18 protein-coding genes, 3 pseudogenes and 1 riboswitch are annotated in these 24,462 nt (G+C 54.0%); of the genes and pseudogenes, 11 read left to right on the forward strand and 10 right to left on the reverse strand.

Going from position 1 to position 24,462, the window contains the following annotated elements:
• Positions 1 to 2 precede the first annotated feature (2 nt).
• From mraZ to cybC, 7 genes are all read right to left on the reverse strand, one after another.
• Positions 3 to 461 (reverse strand): division/cell wall cluster transcriptional repressor MraZ, encoded by a 459-nt coding sequence (gene mraZ / locus DQM29_RS12740; RefSeq protein WP_111741044.1) that lies wholly within the window; start codon positions 459 to 461, stop codon positions 3 to 5.
• A 488-nt stretch (positions 462 to 949) separates the two neighbouring features.
• Complete coding sequence (gene cra / locus DQM29_RS12745) at positions 950 to 1,954, reverse strand: catabolite repressor/activator (protein ID WP_111741045.1); 1,005 nt, start codon at positions 1,952 to 1,954, stop codon at positions 950 to 952.
• 243 nt (positions 1,955 to 2,197) lie between these two features.
• A complete protein-coding gene (gene ilvN, locus DQM29_RS12750; protein WP_111741046.1) occupies positions 2,198 to 2,689 on the reverse strand; it encodes an acetolactate synthase small subunit in 492 nt (163 codons plus the stop codon).
• A 2-nt stretch (positions 2,690 to 2,691) separates the two neighbouring features.
• The gene (ilvI, locus tag DQM29_RS12755) at positions 2,692 to 4,410 is read right to left on the reverse strand and encodes an acetolactate synthase 3 large subunit (protein ID WP_111741047.1); all 1,719 of its coding nucleotides are present in this window, start codon (positions 4,408 to 4,410) and stop codon (positions 2,692 to 2,694) included.
• Positions 4,411 to 4,668: 258 nt separating this feature from the next.
• Positions 4,669 to 4,938, reverse strand: coding sequence for a cytochrome b/b6 domain-containing protein (locus DQM29_RS18445; protein ID WP_232054916.1), 270 nt, complete (start codon positions 4,936 to 4,938; stop codon positions 4,669 to 4,671).
• Positions 4,939 to 4,966: 28 nt separating this feature from the next.
• Positions 4,967 to 5,179: a cytochrome b/b6 domain-containing protein gene (locus tag DQM29_RS18450; protein WP_232054917.1), complete on the reverse strand. Its 213-nt coding sequence runs from the start codon at positions 5,177 to 5,179 to the stop codon at positions 4,967 to 4,969.
• On the reverse strand, positions 5,176 to 5,562 hold the full coding sequence (gene cybC, locus DQM29_RS12765) for a cytochrome b562 (RefSeq protein WP_111741048.1): 387 nt from the start codon (positions 5,560 to 5,562) through the stop codon (positions 5,176 to 5,178). The genes DQM29_RS18450 and cybC overlap by 4 nt, the downstream gene beginning before the upstream one ends.
• A 432-nt stretch (positions 5,563 to 5,994) precedes the next feature.
• Here cybC and leuA point away from each other — a divergent pair, with 432 nt between their 5' ends.
• The 9 genes and pseudogenes from leuA to thiQ all read left to right on the forward strand — a co-directional run bounded on the left by leuA (position 5,995) and on the right by thiQ (position 17,300).
• Positions 5,995 to 7,542, forward strand: coding sequence for a 2-isopropylmalate synthase (leuA, locus tag DQM29_RS12770; RefSeq protein WP_111741049.1), 1,548 nt, complete (start codon positions 5,995 to 5,997; stop codon positions 7,540 to 7,542).
• Between the two features lie 363 nt (positions 7,543 to 7,905).
• Positions 7,906 to 8,997, forward strand: a complete 1,092-nt coding sequence (gene leuB, locus DQM29_RS12775) for a 3-isopropylmalate dehydrogenase (RefSeq protein WP_111741050.1) — start codon at positions 7,906 to 7,908, stop codon at positions 8,995 to 8,997.
• 14 nt (positions 8,998 to 9,011) lie between these two features.
• A complete protein-coding gene (leuC, locus tag DQM29_RS12780) occupies positions 9,012 to 10,412 on the forward strand; it encodes a 3-isopropylmalate dehydratase large subunit (RefSeq protein WP_170126586.1) in 1,401 nt (466 codons plus the stop codon).
• A 12-nt stretch (positions 10,413 to 10,424) separates the two neighbouring features.
• Positions 10,425 to 11,027 carry a 3-isopropylmalate dehydratase small subunit gene (gene leuD / locus DQM29_RS12785; RefSeq protein WP_111741052.1) on the forward strand — a complete coding sequence of 201 codons (603 nt, stop codon included), beginning with the start codon at positions 10,425 to 10,427 and terminating at the stop codon, positions 11,025 to 11,027.
• A gap of 926 nt (positions 11,028 to 11,953) precedes the next feature.
• A complete protein-coding gene (locus tag DQM29_RS12790; RefSeq protein ID WP_170126530.1) occupies positions 11,954 to 12,697 on the forward strand; it encodes a winged helix-turn-helix domain-containing protein in 744 nt (247 codons plus the stop codon).
• Positions 12,698 to 12,973: 276 nt separating this feature from the next.
• Positions 12,974 to 13,690: a DUF554 domain-containing protein gene (locus tag DQM29_RS12795; RefSeq protein WP_111741054.1), complete on the forward strand. Its 717-nt coding sequence runs from the start codon at positions 12,974 to 12,976 to the stop codon at positions 13,688 to 13,690.
• 66 nt (positions 13,691 to 13,756) lie between these two features.
• Positions 13,757 to 13,911: riboswitch (TPP riboswitch) on the forward strand.
• A gap of 115 nt (positions 13,912 to 14,026) precedes the next feature.
• On the forward strand, positions 14,027 to 15,028 hold the full coding sequence (gene thiB, locus DQM29_RS12800) for a thiamine ABC transporter substrate binding subunit (protein WP_111741055.1): 1,002 nt from the start codon (positions 14,027 to 14,029) through the stop codon (positions 15,026 to 15,028).
• Positions 15,004 to 16,619: pseudogene (gene thiP / locus DQM29_RS12805) on the forward strand (thiamine/thiamine pyrophosphate ABC transporter permease ThiP). Before thiB ends, thiP begins: the two are co-directional and overlap by 25 nt.
• Positions 16,606 to 17,300 (forward strand): annotated as a pseudogene (gene thiQ / locus DQM29_RS12810) (thiamine ABC transporter ATP-binding protein ThiQ). Before thiP ends, thiQ begins: the two co-directional pseudogenes overlap by 14 nt.
• Positions 17,301 to 17,370: 70 nt before the next feature.
• On the opposite strand, the gene DQM29_RS18585 reads toward thiQ, so the two are convergent.
• The 3 genes from DQM29_RS18585 to DQM29_RS12820 form a co-directional block, all read right to left on the reverse strand.
• Complete coding sequence (locus DQM29_RS18585; protein WP_197708825.1) at positions 17,371 to 17,583, reverse strand: DsbA family oxidoreductase; 213 nt, start codon at positions 17,581 to 17,583, stop codon at positions 17,371 to 17,373.
• Between the two features lie 37 nt (positions 17,584 to 17,620).
• On the reverse strand, positions 17,621 to 18,034 hold the full coding sequence (locus DQM29_RS18590; RefSeq protein WP_197708826.1) for a DsbA family oxidoreductase: 414 nt from the start codon (positions 18,032 to 18,034) through the stop codon (positions 17,621 to 17,623).
• Between the two features lie 228 nt (positions 18,035 to 18,262).
• Positions 18,263 to 18,835, reverse strand: coding sequence for a hypothetical protein (locus DQM29_RS12820; RefSeq protein ID WP_111741056.1), 573 nt, complete (start codon positions 18,833 to 18,835; stop codon positions 18,263 to 18,265).
• Positions 18,836 to 19,066: 231 nt separating this feature from the next.
• Between DQM29_RS12820 and DQM29_RS12825 the strand changes: the two are divergent.
• Positions 19,067 to 21,435: pseudogene (locus DQM29_RS12825) on the forward strand (DNA polymerase II).
• A gap of 113 nt (positions 21,436 to 21,548) precedes the next feature.
• Positions 21,549 to 24,461: an RNA polymerase-associated protein RapA gene (gene rapA, locus DQM29_RS12830; protein WP_111741057.1), complete on the forward strand. Its 2,913-nt coding sequence runs from the start codon at positions 21,549 to 21,551 to the stop codon at positions 24,459 to 24,461.
• Position 24,462 lies beyond the last annotated feature (1 nt).

Raw genomic sequence — 24,462 nt, forward strand, 5'->3', positions numbered from 1 at the left:
AGCTATAGTGACAAATCCTGTAACCGTTCAGAAAGAGGGTGTTCAGCGAGCTGTGCCGCCTCAATGTCTTCCTTAACCTGTTGATACCATGCCTCTTCGTTCCACAGTTCAAACTTATTGAACTGACCAACGAGCATCACTTCCTTCGTTAGAGAGGCGTGACTGCGAAGCGTAGGGGCGATCAGTAGACGACCTGCATTATCCATTTGGCACTCGCTTGCGTGCCCCAGCAGCAGGCGCTGAACGCGACGCTCTACTGGATTCATGCTGGACAGCTTCGCCAGCTTTTCTTCTATTTTTTCCCATTCGAACAGGGGGTAAAGCAACAGACACGGCTGGTGGAGGTCAATGGTGCATACCAATTGCCCTCCACATTCATCCTGTAAGGAATCTCGATAGCGCGTCGGCACGGCTAGCCGGCCTTTACTGTCGAGATTTACCGTTGTTGCTCCACGAAACATGGGCGGGTCACTCCTTCGTGACAAGATTTACCACTTTACCCCACAAATTCCCACTAAGATAGAGTTTAAGGAGGGTATTAAAAGCTTGTCAAGACGCAGTGAAGCCTCTTTTCCGCGCACGCGGCGCTTTTCGCGGCTTTTTCACTGGGGTGATCGATGGGCAATAACGAAAGCAGGTAAATTAATAACATGAATAATAACAACATTTCTTTTTTATGAACGCGTTGGTTAACATAATGCGAAGCGCATTAAGCTAACGGGAAAAAATATGCCAATTTGAAAAAAAACTTCTGTCGCCAGACTCGCTCATTCAGGAAATGAACCATGAGGAGAAAGAAAGGAAAACGCGGCGCTATTTTACTCGTCGGGTGATATTTACCTTAGTCCTTAAAAGTAACATAACGTAACGATCGGAGCCGCTGTCAGAGAAAGCGTGTCGAGCCCGCTACGGGGCCCGACATATAAGGAAGGAAAAGAGGCCGATGCTGTCAGGCGCGGCTTAGGCAACCACGGCGACAAAGGTTACGGCGAATTCGCGTTAGCCCCGGCTTCGGCCGCTGAGGTTCATCAATGCTGGCCAGAACCAGTTCCAGCACTCGCTCTGCGACTTCCCGGTGACGCTGAGCGACGGACAGAACCGGACACTCAAGAAAATCCAGCAGCTCGTTATCGCCGAACGTAGCAATCGCCAAATCGGTTGGCAAATGCCCCTGCTTTTGCAGAATCACGTCCATCACGCCCTGAAGCAGGGAGAAAGAGGTGGTGTAAATCGCCTGCGGAAGGGGATTGGACTGTAGCCAGTGCCCAAACGCCTCAGCGGCGGACTCGCGCTCATAGCTGTTAGCGTACAGATAGTTAACCGGGCGCTTGTCTTCTTTCCACGCCTGACGGAAACCCTGCTCACGCAGTTGGCTGACAGACAGCTCCGGCAGCGCGCCAAGATACACTACCGAGTCGGCCTTAAACTGACGCAACTCCCCTGCCAGCATTTCGGCGTCTTCGTAGTCAGCACCGACGACGCTGATGAAGTGCTCGCGATCCAGCGCGCGGTCAAGAGCAATGATAGGGAAATTGCTGTTAACCCAGCGCTGATAGAACGGATGCTCAGGAGGCAGCGCAGTGGAGACAATCAGTGCGTCCACTTTGCGCTGGAGCAGATGCTCTACGCAGCGCATTTCGTTGTCCGGCTGGTCTTCTGAACAGGCGATCAGCAGCTGATAGCCGCGCTGGCGTGCCTGACGCTCAAGATAGTTAGCAATTCGGGTATAGCTGGTGTTTTCCAAGTCAGGGATAACCAGCCCGATAGAGCGGGTACGACCGGCTCTCAGACCCGCCGCAACGGCGTTGGGTTGATAATTATGTTCCCGGACTACCGCCATGACCTTCTCGACCGTTTTATCGCTCACCCGATACTGCTTCGCCTTACCGTTTATGACGTAGCTGGCCGTGGTGCGCGATACGCCCGCAAGACGCGCAATTTCATCCAGTTTCACATTAGCCCCTTAAGTATTTATTTAAACCCCATAGAGGGTTACACACCCCTCATATTAATACAGATATCCCGACAATATGAAGATTTAATCTGATTCCGGTCAATGAGATAGAAGCTTAATCCATTCAGCCTGAATGGATTAAAAAGCGTAGTGAATAAAGGTTCATAACCCTGCCGTGCCTACATAAACGGATAAAAAACGCCGCGTCACTGCGGCGTTCTGATCCTGAAGCAGCGTTTATGCTCAGCGCATAATCCTCTCACCGCGCCCTACGCCAACGAGCCCTGAGCGCGCAACCTCCACCAGCTCACCCGCGTCGCGCATGGCGGCGAGAAACGCGTCCAGCTTGCCGCTGTTGCCCACCAGTTGGACAGTATAAAGCGATGAGGTGACGTCAACGATCTGCCCACGGAAGATATCAGCACAGCGCTTAACCTCTTCTCGCCCCTCTCCTGACGCTCTGATTTTCACCAGCATAATCTCGCGCTCAACGCACTCGCTGTCGATAAGCTCAGTCACCCGCAGTACGTCTACCAGCTTGTGCAGCTGTTTTTCAATCTGCTCAAGCACCTTGGCATCGCCCTTGGTCTGAATGGTCATACGGGACAGTGTCGGATCGTCGGTCGGCGCTACTGTCAGGCTTTCAATGTTGTAACCACGCTGAGAAAACAGGCCAATCACGCGAGACAGCGCACCGGACTCGTTTTCCAACAGGACTGATAGAATACGGCGCATCGCTAGCTCCTCTCCGTTCTGCTTAACCACATTTCGTCCATCGCCCCACCGCGGATCTGCATCGGGTAGACGTGTTCTCTTTCATCAACGGCAACGTCAACAAACACTAGGCGATTTTTCACCGCCAGCGCCTCAGCCAGTTTGCTTTCCAGCTCATCCGGTCGAGAAATAGAGATACCGACGTGACCGTAGGCTTCCGCCAGTTTGACGAAGTCCGGCAGTGAATCCATATAGGAGTGAGAATGACGGCCAGCGTAAATCAGATCCTGCCACTGTTTCACCATGCCCAGGAACTTGTTGTTCAAATTAAGTACCACCACCGGCAAATCGTACTGCAATGCCGTGGACAGCTCCTGAATGTTCATCTGAATGCTGCCGTCACCGGTCACACACACTACCGTTTCCTTCGGCAACGCCAGCTTCACGCCCAGTGCAGCGGGCAGGCCAAAGCCCATGGTGCCGAGGCCGCCAGAGTTAATCCAGTGTCTGGGCTTATCGAACGGATAATAGAGAGCGGCAAACATCTGGTGCTGCCCCACGTCAGAAGCCACATAGGCCTTGCCTTCCGTAAGACGATACAGCGTTTCAATCACTGCCTGCGGTTTAATGCGATCGCCGCTTTTGTCGTAGGCCAGAGAGTCTTTGGTTCGCCATTCGTCGATATTTCGCCACCAGCCGCTGAGGTCAGCAAAGCTTTTAGCCGGATCGCGCTGTTTTAAAAGCGCCAGCATTTCACTGAGCACCTGCTTGGCATCCCCGACAATGGGCACGTCAGCGTTAACTGTTTTAGATATAGAAGTTGGGTCGATATCGATATGCAGCACTGTCGCATCCGGGCAGTACTTCGCCAGATTGTTAGTTGTGCGATCGTCAAAGCGCACGCCGACGGCAAAAATCGTATCGGAGTTGTGCATGGTCAAGTTGGCTTCGTAGGTGCCGTGCATACCCAACATGCCGATAAAGCGTTTATCCGTTGACGGAAACGCGCCAAGCCCCATCAGTGAGCTAGTGACGGGCAGATTCAGCATCTCTGCCAGCTCTTTCAGCTCAGCATCACAGCCGGAGGCAATCGCACCGCCGCCGACATAAACCACCGGCTTTTTCGCCGCCAGTAGCACCTGCAACGCCCGTTTGATTTGCCCACGGTGACCGTGAGTCGTTGGGTTATACGAACGCATAGATACCTGCTCCGGATAGGAGTATGGGATCTTGATTGCTGGATTAAGGATGTCTTTCGGCAGGTCAACAACGACTGGGCCAGGTCTACCCGTGCTGGCAACGTAAAAGGCTTTTTTCAGCACGCTAGGAATATCTTCGACATGCTTCACCAAAAAGCTGTGCTTAACCACCGGGCGGGAGATGCCCACCATGTCGCATTCCTGAAAGGCGTCGTTACCAATCAGCGAGGTAGCCACCTGCCCCGACAGCACCACCAGAGGCACAGAGTCCATATAGGCAGTAGCAATACCGGTAATAGCGTTCGTCGCTCCCGGTCCGGACGTCACCAGCACTACACCAACTTCACCGGTCGCGCGGGCAAAGCCGTCCGCCATGTGAACCGCTGCCTGCTCGTGACGCACCAGCACATGGTCAATGCCCCCTACCGTATGCAGCGCGTCGTAAATATCGAGCACTGCTCCACCCGGATAGCCAAATACGTGCTTCACGCCCTGATCGATAAGCGACCGAACGACGATCTCGGCGCCTGATAACGTCTCCATTAAACTCCTCCTGGGTAAGCCGTGTTTGCCACAAAGCCGTTTACTGTTGGTTTATTGTTCTTTTTCTCTCTTCCATATGCACTAAGGAAAAATGCACAGAGGAAAAGTCAGAAAATTAGAATAATTATATGGAGCGAAAAAAGATAGCCAATCGATAACGTATTACCACACCCGCTATCCATTGATAAAGAGGTTTTCTCGGCGTCGACAGCGTGACGCCGAGATAATACAGTAAAACAGTACAGTAAAAATGAGCCTTTATCGCCTTCCCGGCAGCATGGCAGCAATCAGGTTTTTACGCAGCCAAAGCGATACGCCAACAACGGCTAAAACATGAAGGCAAACCAGCGCCGTCACTGCGTTGACTAACCAGAGATGCCACTCTTCCACCGGCCACCGATCGATAAGCGAAGTGTCCTGCGCCCAGCCGGTAAAAGCGACGACCGGGAGCAGCAGCCAAAACAGCCAAATAGCAATAGCGCCCAGCGGGTTATGGCCCAGCGCACTCGGCGACTTTCGTTCAGCCATTTCGTGAACGTGCTCTACCAAAGCAGCTTTAGTGGGAATAATGGCAGACAGGCGAGCCGGGCCTCGAGCCCCGGTCGCCCCCCCAAATCAGGCGTACTGCAATCAGCGCGACAATCACCAGGCCAATGCTCTGATGCCAGACGCTTCCGGGCTCCGTCAAATACAGTCGATTTGACAAAAAGCCCAGCGCCACGCACCAGTGGGTCAACCGAACGACGCGATCCCAACGCTCAGCCATCATTTATACTTCTTGTGATACTCGTCGCGAGTAACCTTAAACTGCTCGGCGGCCTTTTTAGCTTCGTCGAGTTTGCCTTCATCGACCAGAGCCTGTGCACCGTCGATTTCGCCAATCAGAACGTCTATGCCGTGATGGTAGTCGGTGACTTCCGCGCTATCAGAGGCTTTGCCTTCCAGCTTGGTCGGTGTGCCCTGTTTGGCTTCCTGTGCGGCCTGCTTCATGGCTGCCAGTCCCTCTTTGAAGGCCTCCGCAGAATCGGCATTCAACACGGCGCGATAGTTCTTAGCGAGGCTCTTCATCGGCGCCTCGACGTCGCTGGCGTTAACGGCCGCACCAAAGGTCAGCGCGCCTGCGGCCATCAGACCAATTAACCACTTGTTCATTTTTGCTCCTAAATAAGAAGTAAGAAATAGAAGATAAGAAATCGACATTGCTCTGAGATTTTGGTCTCATCAATCTAACGGATACTGTTAACATGATGAGAAACGTAAACATAACAAAAATAGAACAAAAATAAAACAAAAGACAGCGCAAGCAACAGCACAGTCAGGCAAGATAAAAAACAATCGTTGACAACAATCCGGCAATCCAGTATCAATATCCCCCTCAACCGAATTAACAAGGTGCTGATTACATGTTCAACATTCGCCTCCTTAGCCTCCTCCTCCTCGCATCTCCTTGCGCGGACGACTTGTGGGCAGCGAACTGAACTGAATCAGAAAGAACACAAGAACCCGCGCAGACTGCGCGGGTTTTTTTTTGACCTCGCAGGACGCCGAAGCCGGTAAACCGTCAAACACTGAAAGGAACACGTCATGAGCCAACAAGTCATTATCTTCGATACCACCCTGCGCGACGGCGAGCAGGCGCTGCAGGCCAGTCTGAATGTAAAAGAAAAAATGCAGATAGCTCTGGCGCTAGAGCGCATGGGCGTTGACGTTATGGAAGTGGGCTTTCCGGTATCCTCCCCCGGTGACTTTGAATCCGTACAGGCTATCGCTCGCCAGATTAAGAACAGTCGCGTCTGCGCTCTGGCCCGCTGTGTGGATAAAGATATTGACGTCGCCGCCGAAGCGCTGCGCGTCGCTGAAGCCTTCCGCATTCACGTATTTTTGGCGACCTCTACGCTGCACGTTGAATCCAAGCTGAAGCGCTCGTTTGAAGACGTTATGGAAATGGCTGTTCGCTCAGTCAAGCGCGCTCGTAACTACAGTGACGATGTCGAATTCTCCTGTGAAGACGCAGGGCGTACGCCAATAGACAACCTGTGCCGCATCGTCGAAGCCGCCATCGGCGCCGGTGCTACCACCATTAACATTCCCGATACGGTCGGCTACACCGTTCCCCGCCAGTTCGGCGGCATCATCGAAAGCCTGTACCAGCGCGTTCCTAACATCGATAAAGCTATCATCTCCGTCCACTGCCACGACGATCTGGGCATGTCCGTCGCCAACTCCATCACTGCCGTGCAGGCAGGCGCCCGTCAAATTGAAGGAGCGATGAACGGCATCGGGGAGCGCGCCGGGAACTGTGCGCTGGAAGAAGTCATCATGGCCATCAAAGTACGTCAGGACATTCTGGGTGTGCACACCAATATCAACCATCAGGAAATCTACCGCACCAGTCAGTTAGTCAGCCAGCTGTGTAATATGCCTGTACCCGGCAACAAAGCGGTCGTAGGTTCAAACGCTTACGCGCACTCTTCCGGTATCCATCAGGACGGCGTGCTGAAAAATCGCCAAACCTACGAAATCATGACGCCGGAATCCATTGGCTATAGCCAAGTACAGCTGAACTTGACCTCTCGCTCTGGCCGCGCCGCCGTGAAGCACCGCATGGAATCGATGGGCTATAGCGAAAACGACTACTCACTGGACGAACTGTATGCCAACTTCCTGAAGCTGGCTGACAAAAAAGGCCAAGTGTTCGACTACGACTTGGAAGCGCTGGTCTTTATCAGCAAGCAGCAGGAAGAACAGGATCGCTTCTCGCTGGACTACTTCAGCGTGCAGTCAGGCACCAACCTGATGGCGACCGCTACTGTGCGCCTGATCTGCGACGGTGAAGTGAAGTCAGAAGCCGCTACCGGCAACGGCCCTGTAGACGCAGTTTATCAGGCTATCAACCGTATCGCTGAGTACCCAATTTCTATCGTCAAATACCAGTTGACCGCCAAAGGCCAGGGTAAAGACGCGCTGGGTCAGGTAGACATCGTGGCGGAATATGAAGGGCGACGCTTCCACGGTATGGGTCTGGCAACCGACATCGTCGAGTCATCTGCGCTGGCGCTGGTGCACGTGCTGAACCACGTATGGCGCGCCCAGCAGGTGGAAGCGCAAAAGCAGAAGCTGGCGCACGTTTAAATAAAAACGACATTGAGATTGTTGACAAAGGTCTTGAATAAAACTTACGGAGTCAAACGGCGGGAGAGGCCTCCGTTGGGGTCGACTTGGCGTAAGCCAACGACAAACCGGCCTTGCCGGTTTGAACAGCGCTAGCGCTGGCCCTTTAGGGTGAAGCCCGAAGGGCTTCATAACTGCCCGTAGGAGGGCTAGGCCCGCCGCACTCCCAAAGCTAATACAAGCGCCCTCCCGACCGAGCACGATGGTGATATAAGTAGGCCGTATTTTCGGTCGGAATATCCTCTAAAGCTTATAAGGATGGTTTGTCAGCAGTCTAATTGGTTTAGCATTATTAAAAATAAACAATAGAGGTAAAGAGCAACTATGACGCGTTCCTATCACATTGCCGTTCTACCGGGAGACGGCATCGGCCCAGAAGTCATGCAGCAGGCGATAAAGGTGTTAAACGCCGTACGCCAGCGTTTCGCTATGGACATCACGACGCAAGAGTATGACGTCGGCGGCGCTGCTATCGATCGCCACGGCATGCCGCTGCCGCCGCAAACGCTGGAAGGCTGTGAAAAGGCTGACGCAGTGCTGTTCGGTTCGGTTGGCGGCCCCAAATGGGTACACCTGCCGCCTGACGAACAGCCGGAACGCGGTGCCCTGCTGCCCCTGCGTAAACACTTCCAGCTGTTTTCTAACCTGCGCCCAGCCAGCCTGTACAAAGGTCTGGAAGACTTCAGCCCGTTAAGAAGCGACATCGCCCACAAAGGGTTCGACATTCTGTGCGTGCGCGAACTGACCGGCGGCATTTACTTCGGCCAGCCTAAAGGGCGCGAAGGCAGTGGCCCACAGGAAAGAGCCTTTGATACCGAGGTGTATCATCGCTTTGAAATTGAGCGTATTGCCCACATCGCTTTCGAAGCGGCACGCAAGCGCCGCTCCAAGGTGACCTCGATTGACAAGTCCAACGTGCTGCAAACCTCCATCCTGTGGCGCGAAGTGGTGACAGAAATTGCCAAACAGTATCCCGATGTGGAGCTGAACCACATGTATATCGACAACGCGACGATGCAGATGGTGAAAGAGCCGTCACAGTTTGACGTGGTGCTGTGCTCCAACCTGTTCGGCGACATCCTGTCCGACGAATGTGCGATGATCACCGGCTCAATGGGCATGCTGCCGTCAGCCAGCCTGAACGACAAAGGCTTTGGCCTGTACGAACCGGCAGGCGGCTCTGCGCCTGATATCGCGGGTAAAAACATCGCCAACCCGATCGCCCAGATCCTATCGCTGTCTTTACTGATGCGCTACAGCCTGAACGCTAACGACGCGGCTGACGCTATTGAGAACGCGGTCAACAAGGCGCTGGCGCAGGGATTCCGCACCGGTGACTTAGCGGGCAGCGGCCCGTCTGTATCTACCAGTCAAATGGGCGACGCTATCGCTCAGTTCGTCGCAGAAGGAGCATAACTATGTCTCAGACAATGGCCAAAACACTGTATCAAAAGATCTATGACGCTCACGTAGTGTATGAGGCAACGAACGAAACGCCCCTGCTGTACATTGACCGCCATCTGGTGCACGAAGTCACTTCTCCTCAGGCATTTGACGGCCTGCGCGCCATGAAGCGCCCGGTTCGCCAGCCGGGGAAAACCTTTGCCACGATGGATCACAACGTTTCAACTCAGACCAAAGACATCAACGCCTGCGGCGAAATGGCCCGCATCCAGATGCAGGAACTGATTAAAAACTGTAAAGAGTTCAACGTCTCTCTGTACGATCTGAACCACCCTTATCAGGGCATCGTGCACGTGATCGGGCCAGAACAGGGTATGACTCTGCCTGGCATGACTATCGTGTGCGGCGACTCCCATACAGCCACCCACGGCGCGTTCGGTTCGCTGGCCTTCGGCATCGGTACCTCCGAAGTGGAACACGTGCTGGCGACGCAAACTCTGAAGCAGGCGCGTGCCAAAACGATGAAAATCGAAGTGAACGGCGCTACCGCACCGGGCATCACGGCAAAGGACATCGTACTGGCAATCATTGGTAAAATTGGCCACGCAGGCGGCACCGGCCACGTAGTGGAATTCTGCGGCGACGCCATTGAGGCGCTGTCGATGGAAGGCCGCATGACCCTGTGTAACATGGCGATTGAAATGGGCGCCAAGGCCGGGCTGGTTGCGCCGGACGACGTGACCTTCAGCTACGTGAAAGGCCGCCAGTTCGCACCCAAGCCTGAGCAGTGGGACGAAGCCGTCGCCTATTGGCGTACGCTGAAGTCCGATCCGGGAGCCACCTTTGACGCAGTTGTCACATTAAACGCCGAAGAGATCGCCCCGCAGGTGACTTGGGGCACCAACCCCGGACAGGTAATGGCCGTTGACCAGAATATTCCCGATCCGGCTGCTATCAGCGATCCTGTTGAGCGCGCTTCAGCGGAAAAAGCGCTGGCCTATATGAATCTGCAGGCAGGCCAAAAGATGACCGACGTCGCTATCGACAAGGTGTTTATCGGCTCCTGTACTAACTCCCGCATTGAAGATCTGCGCGCTGCCGCAGCGGTTGCCAAAGGGCGCAAAGTGGCTCCCGGCGTTGTTGCCATGGTCGTGCCTGGCTCAGGCCCGGTAAAAGCGCAGGCCGAAGAGGAAGGTCTGGACAAGATCTTTATCGAAGCCGGTTTTGAATGGCGTCTGCCCGGATGCTCCATGTGTCTGGCAATGAACAACGATCGGTTAGAGCCCGGCGAGCGCTGTGCTTCAACCAGTAACCGCAACTTTGAAGGCCGTCAGGGCCGAGGCGGACGCACCCACTTGGTCAGCCCCGCGATGGCCGCCGCTGCCGCCGTCAGCGGCCACTTTGCCGACATCCGTTCGCTGGCTTAAGGAGACAACAGAATGACGAAGTTTACTCAACATACCGGCATCGTAGTGCCGCTAGACGCCGCCAACGTAGATACGGACGCCATTATTCCTAAGCAGTTTCTGCAAAAGGTCACCCGTACCGGCTTTGGCCAGCATCTGTTCAACGACTGGCGTTTTCTGGACGACGCAGGGCAACAGCCCAATCCAGACTTTGTGCTGAACAAGCCGCGCTATAAGAGCGCATCCATTCTGCTGGCGCGGGAAAACTTTGGCTGCGGCTCGTCCCGCGAGCACGCGCCGTGGGCGCTGACCGACTACGGCTTCAAAGTGGTGATTGCGCTAAGCTTTGCCGATATTTTTTACGGCAACTCGTTTAACAACCAGCTGCTGCCGGTCACACTGGCAGAGGCGGAAATTGACGAACTGTTCGCACTGGTAGGCGCTCAAGAGGGCGTTACCTTTACCGTCGATTTGGAAAATCAGAAAGTGATTGCCGGTAGTAAAGAGTATGCCTTTACTATCGATCCCTTCCGCAAGCACTGCATGATTAACGGCCTGGACAGCATCGGTCTGACCCTGCAACATAATGACGCTATCAGCGCCTATGAGGCAAAGCAGCCCGCGTTCTTACGCTAATACACCATAAACATAAATAAGCCTCCGCAAGGAGGCTTATTTCAGATTGATGACAAAGATCTCAAATAGAATTTAAGTATATTACGGAGCTAAACGGAGGGAGAGCGCTACTCGCTTCGCTCGCCCTTCGGGCCAACACTTCGTGTTGTTCAACGCCTAAAGGCGTTGTCCGTTGGGGTCGACTTGGCGTAAGCCAACGACAAACCGGCCTTGCCGGTTTGAACAGCGCTAGCGCTGGCCCTTTAGGGTGAAGCCCGAAGGGCTTCATAACTGCCCGTAGGAACGGTAGGCCCGACGCCCACCTAAGGCTAATAAAGGCGCTCTTCCGGCCGAGCACAATAGCGATATAAATAGGCCGTATTTTCGGCCGGAATATCCGCTGAAGCTAATTTAGTATGGTTTGTCAGCAGCCTGATTTCATAATAATCTCATCAGACCGACCTACATTAATATATTATCCCCCACACTCTTTTCATTAATTTAAATAACAAAACACACATAATTTAAACAAAATAGAAACAAAGATTATTAATTTATAATTAGAATACAAATCAATAAATTAATAAAAATTTTCACGATGAAACACATTCTTACTCAAATATCATACAAATATTATTTCATTAAAAAACATACAGATAAAAACAAAATAATTACATATTACTCTATTCGGATTATTGATTATTTCCCTTCATTAACGTATTAATATGTTCACTGCTAATATATAGCGCAAAGATAGTTAAGTCTTAAATACACTGAATAGTTTTAAAACCACATTTTGACCGATAGCGATGCCGTACTTTTATTCTCTTGTGCGGCCGTCCGATCGCGTCTTCAGGAAGAAAGCGCCGGGAACCGTTCCCGTTTTGCACCGATCGGCCCCATCTGTTACCTATTGCTCAAAGTGCCGTTTACAAGGCAAACTTTTAATGAATACTGATAGCACACAGGTACATTACGCGATTAACGGTTGGCTACTCGATAGCACGACCGATTCCCTGATCCACCAAAAGACCCGAGAGATCAAACGCCTCGGTGAGTTCCAATTCAGGCTCCTGATGATTTTGAGCGAAAGCCCTGACACGATATTTTCCAGAGACCGCCTGAATGCGCTGGTTTGGGAAAAGCGCGTCATCGGCCAAAACAGTCTCCCTAACGCTATCCACGCGCTGCGTGCTGCACTAGAGGACTGCGGAAAGAATCAGAAGGTGATAAAAACCGTTCCGAGGAAAGGTTACCTTCTCGATAAAGCCTACTGCATAGCCCTGACGCCAGAAACCGAAAGCTCAGAGCCTGCTGTCGATGGTGACATCACAGTAGTGGCATCACCTCAACTCGACAGCGTAGAACTGTCTAACAAACCAGAGGAAACGGTCAATCAGCCAGAAAGCGACTATCTCCATAACATCAGTTTGCTCCAGACAGACTGGGTTGCTCCTGAAACCATCCAAAAAGCGGCCTCCCGGAAAAATCGGTACTATGTCAGTCTGCTAACTCTAGTGTTTAGCGCGCTGCTCCTAGGCGCATTCTTGCTTCCGCCACCTCAGGCTTTCTCCGGTATTGATACACTCAAAGAGGAACAAGAGTGCCTGCGCCCCGACCTTCGGTTTAATCATTCCGACGTATCTCCCTCCTCACTGGCAAAGATTCTACACCTGCTAAAAGAAGCCTAACGCCTGACCAAACATTTAAAAGCGAGACAGCGTGAGAAAAATACTCATTTATCTCACGCTGTGCTATTTACTGTTTCGCGACATTTCGACAAAATTGAATAACTTCTTTACTACCCAAGCGCGCTATTCTCGGTTCCTCTAAGGTTATCCGATCTGCCTGCGCAGCAAACGCCTACTCTTCAGCGACGAAAAAACCGTACACTGACCCGCGGCGTTTCACTTATAACGCGCCGCTCCAGCGCTTGGCGTTTAGTTTATTAACTTTAGGAAAAGTGCATGATAGGTCCATATCTCAACGGTGCCGCCATCTTTTTTGGCGGCGCCCTCGGCCTCGTTTTGGCGCCCTTCATCCCACAGAGATTGAGAGAAGGCCTTCCCGCCGCGTTTGCCATGACCTCTATCGCCATGGGCATCATAATGACCATCAAGGTGCAGCAGCTGCCCGCCGTCGCACTGGCGCTGATCCTTGGGGTCGCCATTGGTGAACTTTGCTATATGGAGAAAGGCGTTCAGCGGTTTGGCACTTGTGTTCAACGCGCACTGTCTCGCGTTGTCCCCCAGCGGCATCACGGTATGACGCAAGAGGTGTACAGCCAGAACTTTAGCGCGCTGATCGTACTGTTCTGCGCCAGCGGCACTGGCGTAGTAGGCTCACTCACAGAGGGCATGACCGGCGACTATCAGCTTTTGCTGGTCAAGTCGCTACTGGACGTGTTTACCGCCGCTATTTTCGCCACTTCACTGGGCGTCGGGGTGATGACCATAGCCCTTCCCCAACTGGCGATTCAGGCTACGCTGTTTTATTCAACCCGCCTTATCATGCCCTTTATGAATGAGATAACGCTGGGAGACTTTTCCGCCTGTGGGGGGATCCTGATGATCGCCGTTGGGCTTCGCATCGCGCAAATCAAGTCGTTTGCCGTGGTGAACTTCCTGCCTGCGCTAATTCTTATCGTGCCCATATCCCTTTACTGGCATAAACTTATGGGGTAATTCCCCCTTGCTGCGCGCTGGGCGTAAATCGCGCTTTCTCCGCGCGGCAAGAGCCACTACAATGCTGATACCTCAACGGGGTGCTTATATCAGGCTGTGTTCTGCCGCTATATCCGATGGCAGAACACAGACTAAGCTGAGAATGCGTTCAACTGCCTGAACCTTACCCGTAGAACCTGATCCGGTTAGTGCCGGCGGAGGGATTTGAGAACGCGTTCGACTTTTGTCTGCCGCTGAACGCGCCGCTGTCTCAACACCCTTTACTCTCCGCCTTTGACCTTTCGCACTGGCTTTATCGCTGACTTAACAAGCTGATTGAATAAACAGGAGAGCAACGTGTTAAAAAGACTGACTATTGCAGCGCTGCTGCTGGCTTCTACGCCCGCTCTGGCGGCTGACGACAAGCCTACGCTAACAGTCTATACCTATGACTCTTTCGCCTCTGAATGGGGCCCTGGCCCTAGCGTTAAGCAAGCCTTCGAAAGCGAGTGCGGATGCACCTTGAATCTGGTTCCCCTATCTGACGGCGTCTCCCTGCTAAATCGCCTGAGAATGGAAGGCAGCAACAGCCGCGCTGACGTTGTGCTTGGCCTAGACAACAATCTGATCGCCGCCGCGAGAAAAACCGGCCTGTTTGCCCCTCACGCCCTCAATGACGGATTGAAAAATCTGACCGTTCCCGGCGGCTGGCAAGACGATACCTTTATTCCCTATGACTACGGCTATTTCGCCTTTGTCTACAATAAAGAAACCCTGACGACGCCGCCCAGCAGCATGAAAGCGCTGCTGGACGATCCGCAAAAATGGCGCGTGGTCTATCAGGATCCGCGAACCAGCACCCCAGGTCAGGGCCTAATGCTGTGGATGCAGAAACTGTACGGTGACGAGACGTCACAGGCGTGGCAAAAGCTGGCGAAGAAAACCGTCACAGTGACTAAGGGATGGAGTGAGGCCTATAAGCTGTTTTTAAAAGGCGAAGCCGATCTGGTGCTCAGCTATACCACCTCCCCGGCCTACCACATCGTTGAAGAAAAAACCGACCGCTACGTCGCCGCACCGTTTGAAGAAGGGCACTATTTACAGGTAGAAGTTGCGGGACGGCTCAAGTCCAGCAAACAGCCAGAACTGGCAAGCCAGTTTATGGCGTTTATCATGACGCCTGCTTTCCAGAACGCTATACCGACGAAAAACTGGATGTATCCTGCAACAGATATCCCACTACCAGAGGCATTCAACCAGCTGACCAAGCCCGCCAGCGCGCTGCAGTTTAGCGCAGAAGAGGTTGACGCTAACCGAGCCTCGTGGATCCGAACGTGGCAAAGCGCCGTCAGCCGCTGATAGCGCCCTGGCTGTGGCCGGGGCTGCTGTCCGGCAGCCTGATTGTCACCGTAGCGCTCACCGCGTTTGTCTCCCTGTGGCTATACGCACCGGCAGACAATCTGAGTTCACTGCTAAGGGACGACTATCTGTGGCACGTGGTGCGATTTACGTTCTGGCAGGCGCTGCTGTCCGCCGTTATTGCCATTTTTCCCGCCATTTTTATTGCCGGAGCGCTGTTTCGCCGGGAGTTTGTGGGAAAGCCCTGCTGCTTCGCCTGTGCGCTATGACGCTGGTGCTGCCAGTGCTGGTGGCGGTATTCGGGCTATTGAGCGTTTACGGTCAGCAGGGTTGGCTCTCTCAGCTTTTACGCCTGATGGGCTTTACGCCAACGTTCTCCATCTACGGCCTGACGGGAATTCTGCTGGCTCATGCATTCTTTAATATGCCTCTGGCAACCCGGCTTCTGCTACAGTCGCTGGAAGGCATTGCCGTCGAGCAGCGCATGCTGGCAGCTCAGTTGGGAATGAACCACTGGCAGCGCTTTCGCTTTATTGAATGGCCTGCTCTAAGGCGCCAGATCCTACCTACCGGCGCGCTAATTTTTATGCTGTGCTTTGCCAGCTTCGCTACCGTACTGACCCTCGGTGGAGGCCCTAAGGCGACAACTATTGAGCTAGCTATCTATCAGGCGCTCTATTACGACTTTGACCTTCAGCGCGCCGCGCTGCTGGGTTTGATCCAGCTGTTCTGCTGCCTGCTGGTTATTTCTGTCAGCCAACGGCTTAACGCAGTCTCTCCTGTTGGTGCGACTTATGCACAGCGTTGGCGGGATCCTAACGACTCGCTGCCGCGCCGGATCGCCGACAGCCTCTTGATTATCGCAACAGTTCTGTTTCTGATTCCTCCGCTGCTGTCAGTCGTTATCGACGGCCTCAACAACGCAGCGCCCAGTGTTTTAAGTCAGCCTGCTCTCTGGCAGGCGACATTGACCTCAGTGCGCATTGCCGCTGCCTCTGGGCTGCTGTGTCTGACGCTGACCATCATGCTATTGTGGAGCAGCCGGGAGCTCAAGCTGCGCCACAGCCCGTGGGGAGGCCGACTTGAAGCCTGCGGCACGGTAATATTGGCGATGCCCGCTATCGTTCTGGCGACGGGCTTTTTCCTGCTGCTGAATCACGCCGTCGGTGCAGGTGTTACTCTTCCTGTGCCTGCGGATGCGCTGGTGGTTTTTACCAATGCTCTGATGGCAGTTCCCTACGCACTAAAAGTCTTGGAAAACCCCATGAGGGATCTGGCTGAGCGCTACACGCCCCTGAGCCAGTCTTTGGGAATGACTGGCTATCATCGCCTAAAGTGGATTGAGCTTCGCGCCCTTAGACGACCAATGGCACAGGCGCTGGCCTTCGCCTGCGTACTGTCTATCGGCGACTTTGGCGTTATCGCGCTGTTTGGCAATGACGAGTTTCGCACACTACCCTATTACCTTTATCAGCAGTTGGGCAACTACCGCAGCGCCTCCGCGGCCGTTACCTCACTCTTACTACTGCTGGTAAGCCTTACTCTGTTTACCCTGATTGAACGATTACCCGGACGCTATGATCGCACTTAATGAACTGTGCTACCCCTACCCGCCTCTCACCCTACGCTTTAACCTTCAGGCAAAGGCGGGGGAACGCATCGCTATTCTTGGCCCCAGCGGCGCGGGTAAAAGCACGCTGCTGCATCTTATTGCCGGATTTATCTTTGCCCAAAGCGGGGAGCTATGGCTTAACGGCCAAGATCATCTCAGCACGCCGCCTTCAGAAAGGCCGGTGTCCATTCTGTTTCAGGAAAACAACCTGTTTGCTCACCTTACCGTTGAACAAAACATTGGCCTTGGGCTGGATCCCGGCCTTCGCCTGACGCCTGAACAGCGGCAAAAAAGGCTGGATATTGCCCAGAGAGTTGGTCTAGCAGACTATCTTGATCGTCTGCCCTCTCAGCTCTCCGGCGGCCAGCGACAGCGGGTTGCTCTGGCGCGTTGCCTGGTGCGCAACAGGCCTATCCTGCTGCTGGACGAGCCCTTCTCCGCGCTGGATCCTGCGCTGCGTGCTGACATGCTGTCGCTGCTGGAAGAGGTCTGTGATGAACAAAAGCTGACGCTGCTGATGGTTTCCCACAATCTGGACGACGCGAAGCGCATCGCCGCCAGAACGCTGCTAGTTAACAAGGAGAAATTGTTTACGACGGCTCAACACAGGGGTTAGTAACGGGTAATGCTGCGGCAGCGGCTCTGCTGGGTATTTCCTGAGGGTTAACGTTCAGGGAGCCGATTTAGCTCCTGCCTATCCCATGTCTTATACTAGGCTGTGTCCCGCAGCCTAACTATCATCGCGAAGCCGCGACAGCCGCTGCGCTTCCTGCTCAACTTTCATCAGCACGTCGCTAAACACGTCCACAGGCTGCGCGCCCGAAACCGCGTACTTGTTGTCAAAGATAAAGAATGGCACCGACGTAACCTTCATCTGCCGGGCAAGAGCCTCATCCGCTCGCACCCCGTCACCATAGCGATTGCCGGACAGCAGTTCCCCCACTTCAGCCCGCTGAGGCCGACCTGCTCCCCCAGCGCGATCAGCGTGTCTCTTTCTGAAATGTTTCGCCTTCGCTGAAAAATGCGCTCATCAGGGCATCACCTATCGCGTCAGCCTTACCCCTCTCGGCAGCAAAGTGCTGCAGTCGGTGAGCGTCAAAGGTATTTGCCGGGATCAGCCGATCAAAGCGGAAAATAAGCCCCGTCAACGCCGCCTGACGCGCCGTGTGCTCAGTCATCTCCCTCGCCCGTTCGATACTCATATCGTACTTTTCCGCCAGATGGCGATAAACGTCACCACCACGCAGGGATACCGCTCGCGGATCCAGTTCAAAGCTTCGAAACACAAGCTCCGCGCGATCCGTCAGGCCACAGGCAGCCAGTGCGGTTTTAAGATGGCGCTTGCCGATATAGCAAAACGGACAGGAAAAATCCGACCACATTTGTATTTTCATTATTCGCTATTCCTACTCTTTCAAAACCGACGCAAAAGCCATAACGGCTGCCGTTTAGCACAAGAGAAATCGCCTGCGTGCTGCGCCTGAACTGTGTCTAAAATAACGCCACCTGATTAAAAGGTAGAACATGCCGCCGCTAAACTTGCAGTCTACGCGGCAATGAAAGCGTAAGGATGTGACCGCGATCGACTATCCCGCCGAGAAACGGCGGGATAGCCAAGAGAGTTAAGGGTAACTCTGAATGGAGGTAAGCGTTAACTTCTGGTCTTTAAAGGTAAAAAAGTAGTTATCCAGCCCAACGCAGCCATCAATCTGCTCATCGGTAGCATTATCCATAGAGTCTACTTCAATGCGTAAAAGCAGCCCCGGCGCGCGATCGCCAAGCGCCTCGGCAGAAAAGCTGCCGCTAAAGGTTGTTACGCACGCGCTTTCTTTGTTTTCAATTTTATAGGTGTCAACGCGCATAGCTCCTGCATTAGGCTTAATATGGCTAAGTGCCTGTAGCCGATAAACAATGTTGTCACCGCACGCCACAATGTCAGCATCAGTCAGTTTCGTAGTCTCATCTGAACAGATTTCCGGCCCTTTCTCTCCCCAGGAGAGGTGATCGCGCTGGTAAACCTCTGAGTCAATGAAGGTGCTCAGCTGGCGAATGTCTTTTTTCTCAATAGCCATCTGAAAGCGACCAAGCTGAAGCAGAGACTCTGTGCGCTCCGCGTCATTCAGCTCTTGCGGCTGAGCCTGCACGGTAGAACAGATCATAGCGGCGGTAAACAGGGTAAGAAGTTTTCTCTTCATGAGTCAGCTATCCTTTTCAAAACGAAATATCGGTAAAATTCAAACAGTCTGCCGCACAATTTATACACAACCCAACCGTTTGCAACGATTTTTGTTAGGTATGCCCTGAAGTCGCGTGTCCTGCGCAGTAAAAGCGTTAACACCTGTATGGATATACATGTTAATCTGTTTATCCTCTTTCTCGGGAGTATCTGCTCCCTAAATCCGATTTTCACATAAGGAACATAGGGCGTGAGCGCGGCGCAACAGGGTTTTATTCTTACTCGGCACTGGCGGGATACGCCCGCGGGTATCGAGGTCGACTACTGGCTGCCACCGATAGCGGGCCAGTTCGCCTGCGCATCCCCCTCCAGCAGGCCGTTGCCTTTGTTCCTACAGATCGTCGAGCCGACGTTGAAAAGCTTATCGCTAATGAGCGAGGCTGCTGGCTAAAACCGCTCAGCATGAAAGACTTCCAGCGCCGCCCGGTTGACGGGCTGTACTGCAATCAATATCGCCAGCTCCAGCGGCTGGAAAAGCAGCTCACAGAAGCCGAAGTGCCTCTGTACGAGGCGGATATCCGTCCTCATGAACGTTACCTGATGGAGCGATTTATTACCGCACCGGTTTGGTACGACGGCGAGAAAGCCGCCGACGGCAGCGTAAAAAACGCCCGCCTCAAGCCGGCTCCCGACTACCGCCCGACTCTGCGCTTTGTCTCGCTGGATATTGAAACCTCAGAGCGGGGTGAGCTTTATTCCATAGGGCTCTACGGCTGCGGCCAAAGTCAGGTTTACATGCTGGGGCCGCAGAACAGCGAACAGCCACCGCCAGAAGGCGTAGATGTGGAATACGTCGCCAGCCGCCCGCTGATACTGGAAAAACTCAACCAGTGGCTGGCAGAGCACGACCCCGACGCGATTATCGGCTGGAACTTGGTGCAGTTTGACCTTCAGGTACTGCAAAAACACGCCGAGCGCTACCGGGTTCCCCTGCTGTTTGGCCGCGGCGGTAGTGCCCTTGAGTGGCGTGAGCACGGCTTTAAGCAGGGGCATTTTTTCGCCTCCGCCAGCGGCAGGCTGATTATTGACGGCATTGAAGCGTTGAAAAGCGCCACCTGGAGCTTTCCTTCTTACAGTCTGGAAAACGTTGCCCGCGAGCTGCTTAACGAAGGCAAGGCGATTAACAATCCCTATCAGCGCATGGACGAAATCAACCGCATGTTCCGGGAAGATAAGCCTGCGCTTGCCTACTATAACCTGATGGACTGCGTGCTCGTGGCGCGCATTTTCGACAAAACTCAGATGTTCTCGTTCCTGCTGGAGCGCGCGACGGTTACCGGTCTGGCTGCCGATCGCAGCGGCGGCTCTGTTGCCGCCTTTAGCCACCTTTACCTGCCGCGTATGCACCGCATCGGCTTCGTTGCGCCTAGCCTAGGTCGACTGCCGGAAGAGCACAGCCCCGGCGGCTACGTCATGTCGTCAACGCCCGGCCTGTACGACTCCGTGCTGGTGCTCGACTACAAAAGCCTGTACCCCTCGATTATTCGCACTTTTCTTATCGATCCGGTTGGCCTTATTGAGGGCACACTCAACCCCGACGACCGGGACACCGTACCCGGTTTTAGGCAGGCGCAGTTTTCCCGCCGCGTTCACTGCCTGCCCGATATCGTTAAGGGGATCTGGCAGGGTCGAGAAGAGGCCAAGCGACAGAACAATAAACCCCTTTCTCAAGCGCTGAAAATTATTATGAACGCCTTTTATGGCGTTCTCGGCGCCAGCGGCTGTCGCTTTTTCGACCCTCGTCTAGCCTCGTCGATTACTCTGCGCGGCCACGAAATCATGCTCAAAACCCGCGAACTGATTGAACAGCAGGGATTTGACGTTATCTACGGCGATACAGACTCCATCTTTGTCTGGCTGAAAGAGAAGCACGACAACCCGCGAGCGCAGAAAATCGGCCGGGAGCTTGTCGCCCACGTTAACCAGTGGTGGGCGACGACACTGAAAGAAAATATGGGGCTGGAGTCCGCTCTGGAACTAGAATTTGAAACCCACTTTAACCGATTTTTAATGCCCACCATTCGCGGCGCCGAAGAGGGCAGCAAAAAGCGCTATGCCGGGTTTATCGTTCGCGACGACGGCAGCGAGGAGATCGTCTACAAGGGTATGGAAACCGTGCGCACCGACTGGACGCCTCTGGCTCAGCAGTTTCAGCAAGAGCTCTATTCGCTTATTTTCCACGGCCTTCCCTACCAGTCCTTCATACGCGACTATGTGGAGAAAACCCTTCAGGGAGAGTTTGACGACCGGCTGATCTACAGCAAGCGTCTGCGCCGTAAACTGGCCGACTACCAGAAAAATGTCCCGCCGCACGTCAGAGCGGCTCGTCTGGCAGACGACTACAATCAGGCGCACAGCAGGCCGCTGCAGTATCAAAACGGCGGCATTATTCGCTACCTGATAACGCTACAGGGGCCTGAGCCACTGGAAAACCTTCATTCTCCCATCGACTATCAGCACTATGTCTCTCGACAGCTCGAACCGGTTGCAGATGCAATTTTGCCGTTTATGCATGATAATTTCGATTCGCTGGTTACAGGGCAATTAGGCTTGTTTTAACAACCGCCTGTCATTACCATATCGCCCTTAAATTTTTATACTCGCCGCACAGCAAACGCGCTGGCTGAGCTTGTCCGAGCGAGCCCCATCACCATTAAGAAGCCGAAAGATATATGCCTTTTACTGTAGGTCAACGCTGGATTAGCGACACGGAAAGTGATTTAGGATTGGGAACAGTGGTCGCAGTGGACGCGCGCACGGTTACCCTGCTGTTTCCCGCCATTGGCGAAAATCGCCTGTACGCGCGTAAAGACGCGCCAATCACTCGAGTTGCATTCAATCCCGGAGATCGCGTAACCAGTCATGAAGGCTGGCAGCTCATCGTTGATGAGGTAAAAGAGACTGACGGCGTTCTCACCTATATCGGCCAAAAGGTCGACGGTGATGAATCCCCTGTCTCCCTGCGGGAAATTATGCTCGACAGCAAGCTTACCTTTAGTAAGCCGCAGGACCGTCTGTTCGCTGGGCAAATCGACCGCATGGATCGCTTTAGCCTGCGCTATCGCGCCAGAAAGTACCAAAGCGAGCAGTACCGCATGCCTTGGAGCGGCCTGAGCGGCATTCGCGCCAGCCTTATCCCCCATCAGCTGCACATTGCCCATGAAGTGGGCCGCCGCCACGCACCGCGCGTGCTGCTGGCAGACGAAGTCGGTTTAGGTAAAACCATTGAAGCCGGTATGATTATTCACCAGCAGCTACTGGTGGGTCAAGTAAGCCGCGTGCTGATCGTCGTGCCGGAAACGCTACAGCATCAGTGGCTGATTGAAATGCTCAGGCGCTTCAATCTGCACTTCTCTCTGTTCGATCACTCCCGCGTGGCAGAAGCCATGCAGCAGGATGCGGAAAACCCGTTTGAAACGGAACAGCTGGTCATCTGCTCGCTGGACTTTATTTGCCAGCTCGATGCCAAACAGCAGGCGCTGATGGTTGACGCTGGCTGGGATATGCTGATCGTTGACGAAGCGCACCACCTTGAGTGGAGTGAAACTGCGCCCAGCATCCAGTATCAGGCCGTTGAACAACTGGCACAGAGCATCCCTGCCGTTCTGCTTTTGACCGCGACGCCAGAACAGCTTGGTCAAGAAAGTCACTTCGCTCGCCTGCGCCTTTTGGATCCAAACCGCTTCCACGACTATCGCGAGTTTGTTGCTGAACAGCAAAAATACAAGCCGGTTGCCGACGCAGTCAGTCTGCTGGTTGGTGGAGAGACTCTGAATAACGATGCCCTCAACGCCCTTGGCGAGCTGATTAGCGAACAGGACATCGAGCCGCTACTCAAGGCTGCAAACCTGAAAAGCGACGAAGGAGAAAACGCCCGCCAAGAGCTGGTTACCATGCTGATGGACAGGCACGGCACCAGTCGCGTGCTGTTCCGCAATACGCGTCAGGGGGTAAAAGGCTTCCCTCTGCGCTATCTGCACCAGATCAAGCTGCCGCTACCCGCACAGTACCAAACGGCGTTCAAAGTCGCCCGCATGATGAACGGCACTGAGCCGCTCTCCTCGCGCGCTCACGATATGCTTTACCCCGAGCAGATTTTCCAGTCACTGGAAGGCGACGGCATCAGCTGGCTCAACTTTGACCCGCGCGCGCAGTGGCTCATTGACTACTTAAAGCAAAACCGTCAGGAAAAAGTGCTGGTGATTTGTGCCAAGGCCGCTACAGCGCTTCAGCTAGAGCAGGTGCTTCGCGAACGCGAAGGCATCTACGCCGCAGTGTTCCACGAGGGGCTATCGCTGGTTGAGCGCGACCGCGCTGCCGCCTGGTTCGCCGAGCGCGACAACGGCGCTCAAGTGCTGCTGTGTTCTGAGATCGGCTCTGAAGGCCGTAACTTCCAGTTTGCTAACCGCCTGGTTATGTTCGATTTGCCGTTCAATCCAGACCTGCTGGAACAGCGCATCGGGCGTCTCGACCGTATTGGCCAAAGCCGCGATATCCACATTATGGTGCCCTATCTGGAGGATACCGCTCAGGCGATCCTTATCCGCTGGTTCCATGAAGGGCTCGACGCCTTTGAACACACCTGTCCTACTGGGCGCCCGGTATACGACGCCGTTCACGATGACCTCATGGGTTATCTGTCTGAACCGTCGAAACAGGAAGGCTTTGACGACTTTATTGCCCGCAGCCGTGAAAAGCACCTTGATCTCAAAGCGCAGCTGGAAAACGGCCGCGACCGCCTGCTGGAAATGAACTCTAACGGCGGCGAGCGCGCACAGGCGCTGGCTAACGACATCGGCGAGCAGGACAACAACGTTGATCTTATCGGTTTTACCCTCAACCTGTTTGACATCGTGGGCATCAATCAGGATGACGACACCGATAACGTCATGATCCTCACGCCATCCGACCACATGCTGGTGCCAGACTTTCCCGGACTGCCGCAGGACGGCTGCACCATTACCTTCGATAGGGAAACGGCTCTGTCCCGAGAGGACGCTCAGTTCATCAGTTGGGAACACCCTATCGTTCGCAACGGCCTCGACCTTATTCTGTCGGGAGATACCGGCAGCAGCGCCGTTTCTCTACTGAAAAACAGGGCGCTGCCGGTCGGCACCATGCTGGTAGAGCTGATTTACGTGGTAGAAGCGCAGGCGCCTAAAAACCTACAGCTTACCCGCTTCCTGCCCCCGACTCCGGTTCGCCTGCTGCTTGACCGCAAGGGTAGCGATCTGGCGGGCAGCGTGGAGTTCGAAAGCTTCAACCGCCAGCTTAACGCTGTCAACCGACATACTGGCAGTAAGCTGGTAAACGCGGTTCAAAAAGAGATCCACGACGTTCTGCAAATGGGCGAACGCCTGATAGAAGAGCGCGCCAGCGTGCTGATCGATGCGGCTCGCCGCGAGGCCGACGACACGCTAGAGCAGGAACTGAGCCGCCTAAACGCCCTGAAAGCCGTGAACCCGACCATTCGGGACGACGAGCCAAAAGCCATTGAGCAAACGCGCCAGCAGATCCTAGAGTGTCTAAAGCAGGCAACCTGGCGGCTTGACGCGCTGCGGCTCATTGTTGTCACTCACCAGTAGT

The sequence above is a fragment of the Leminorella richardii genome, assembly GCF_900478135.1.
GTDB classification, from domain to species: Bacteria; Pseudomonadota; Gammaproteobacteria; order Enterobacterales; family Enterobacteriaceae; genus Leminorella; species Leminorella richardii.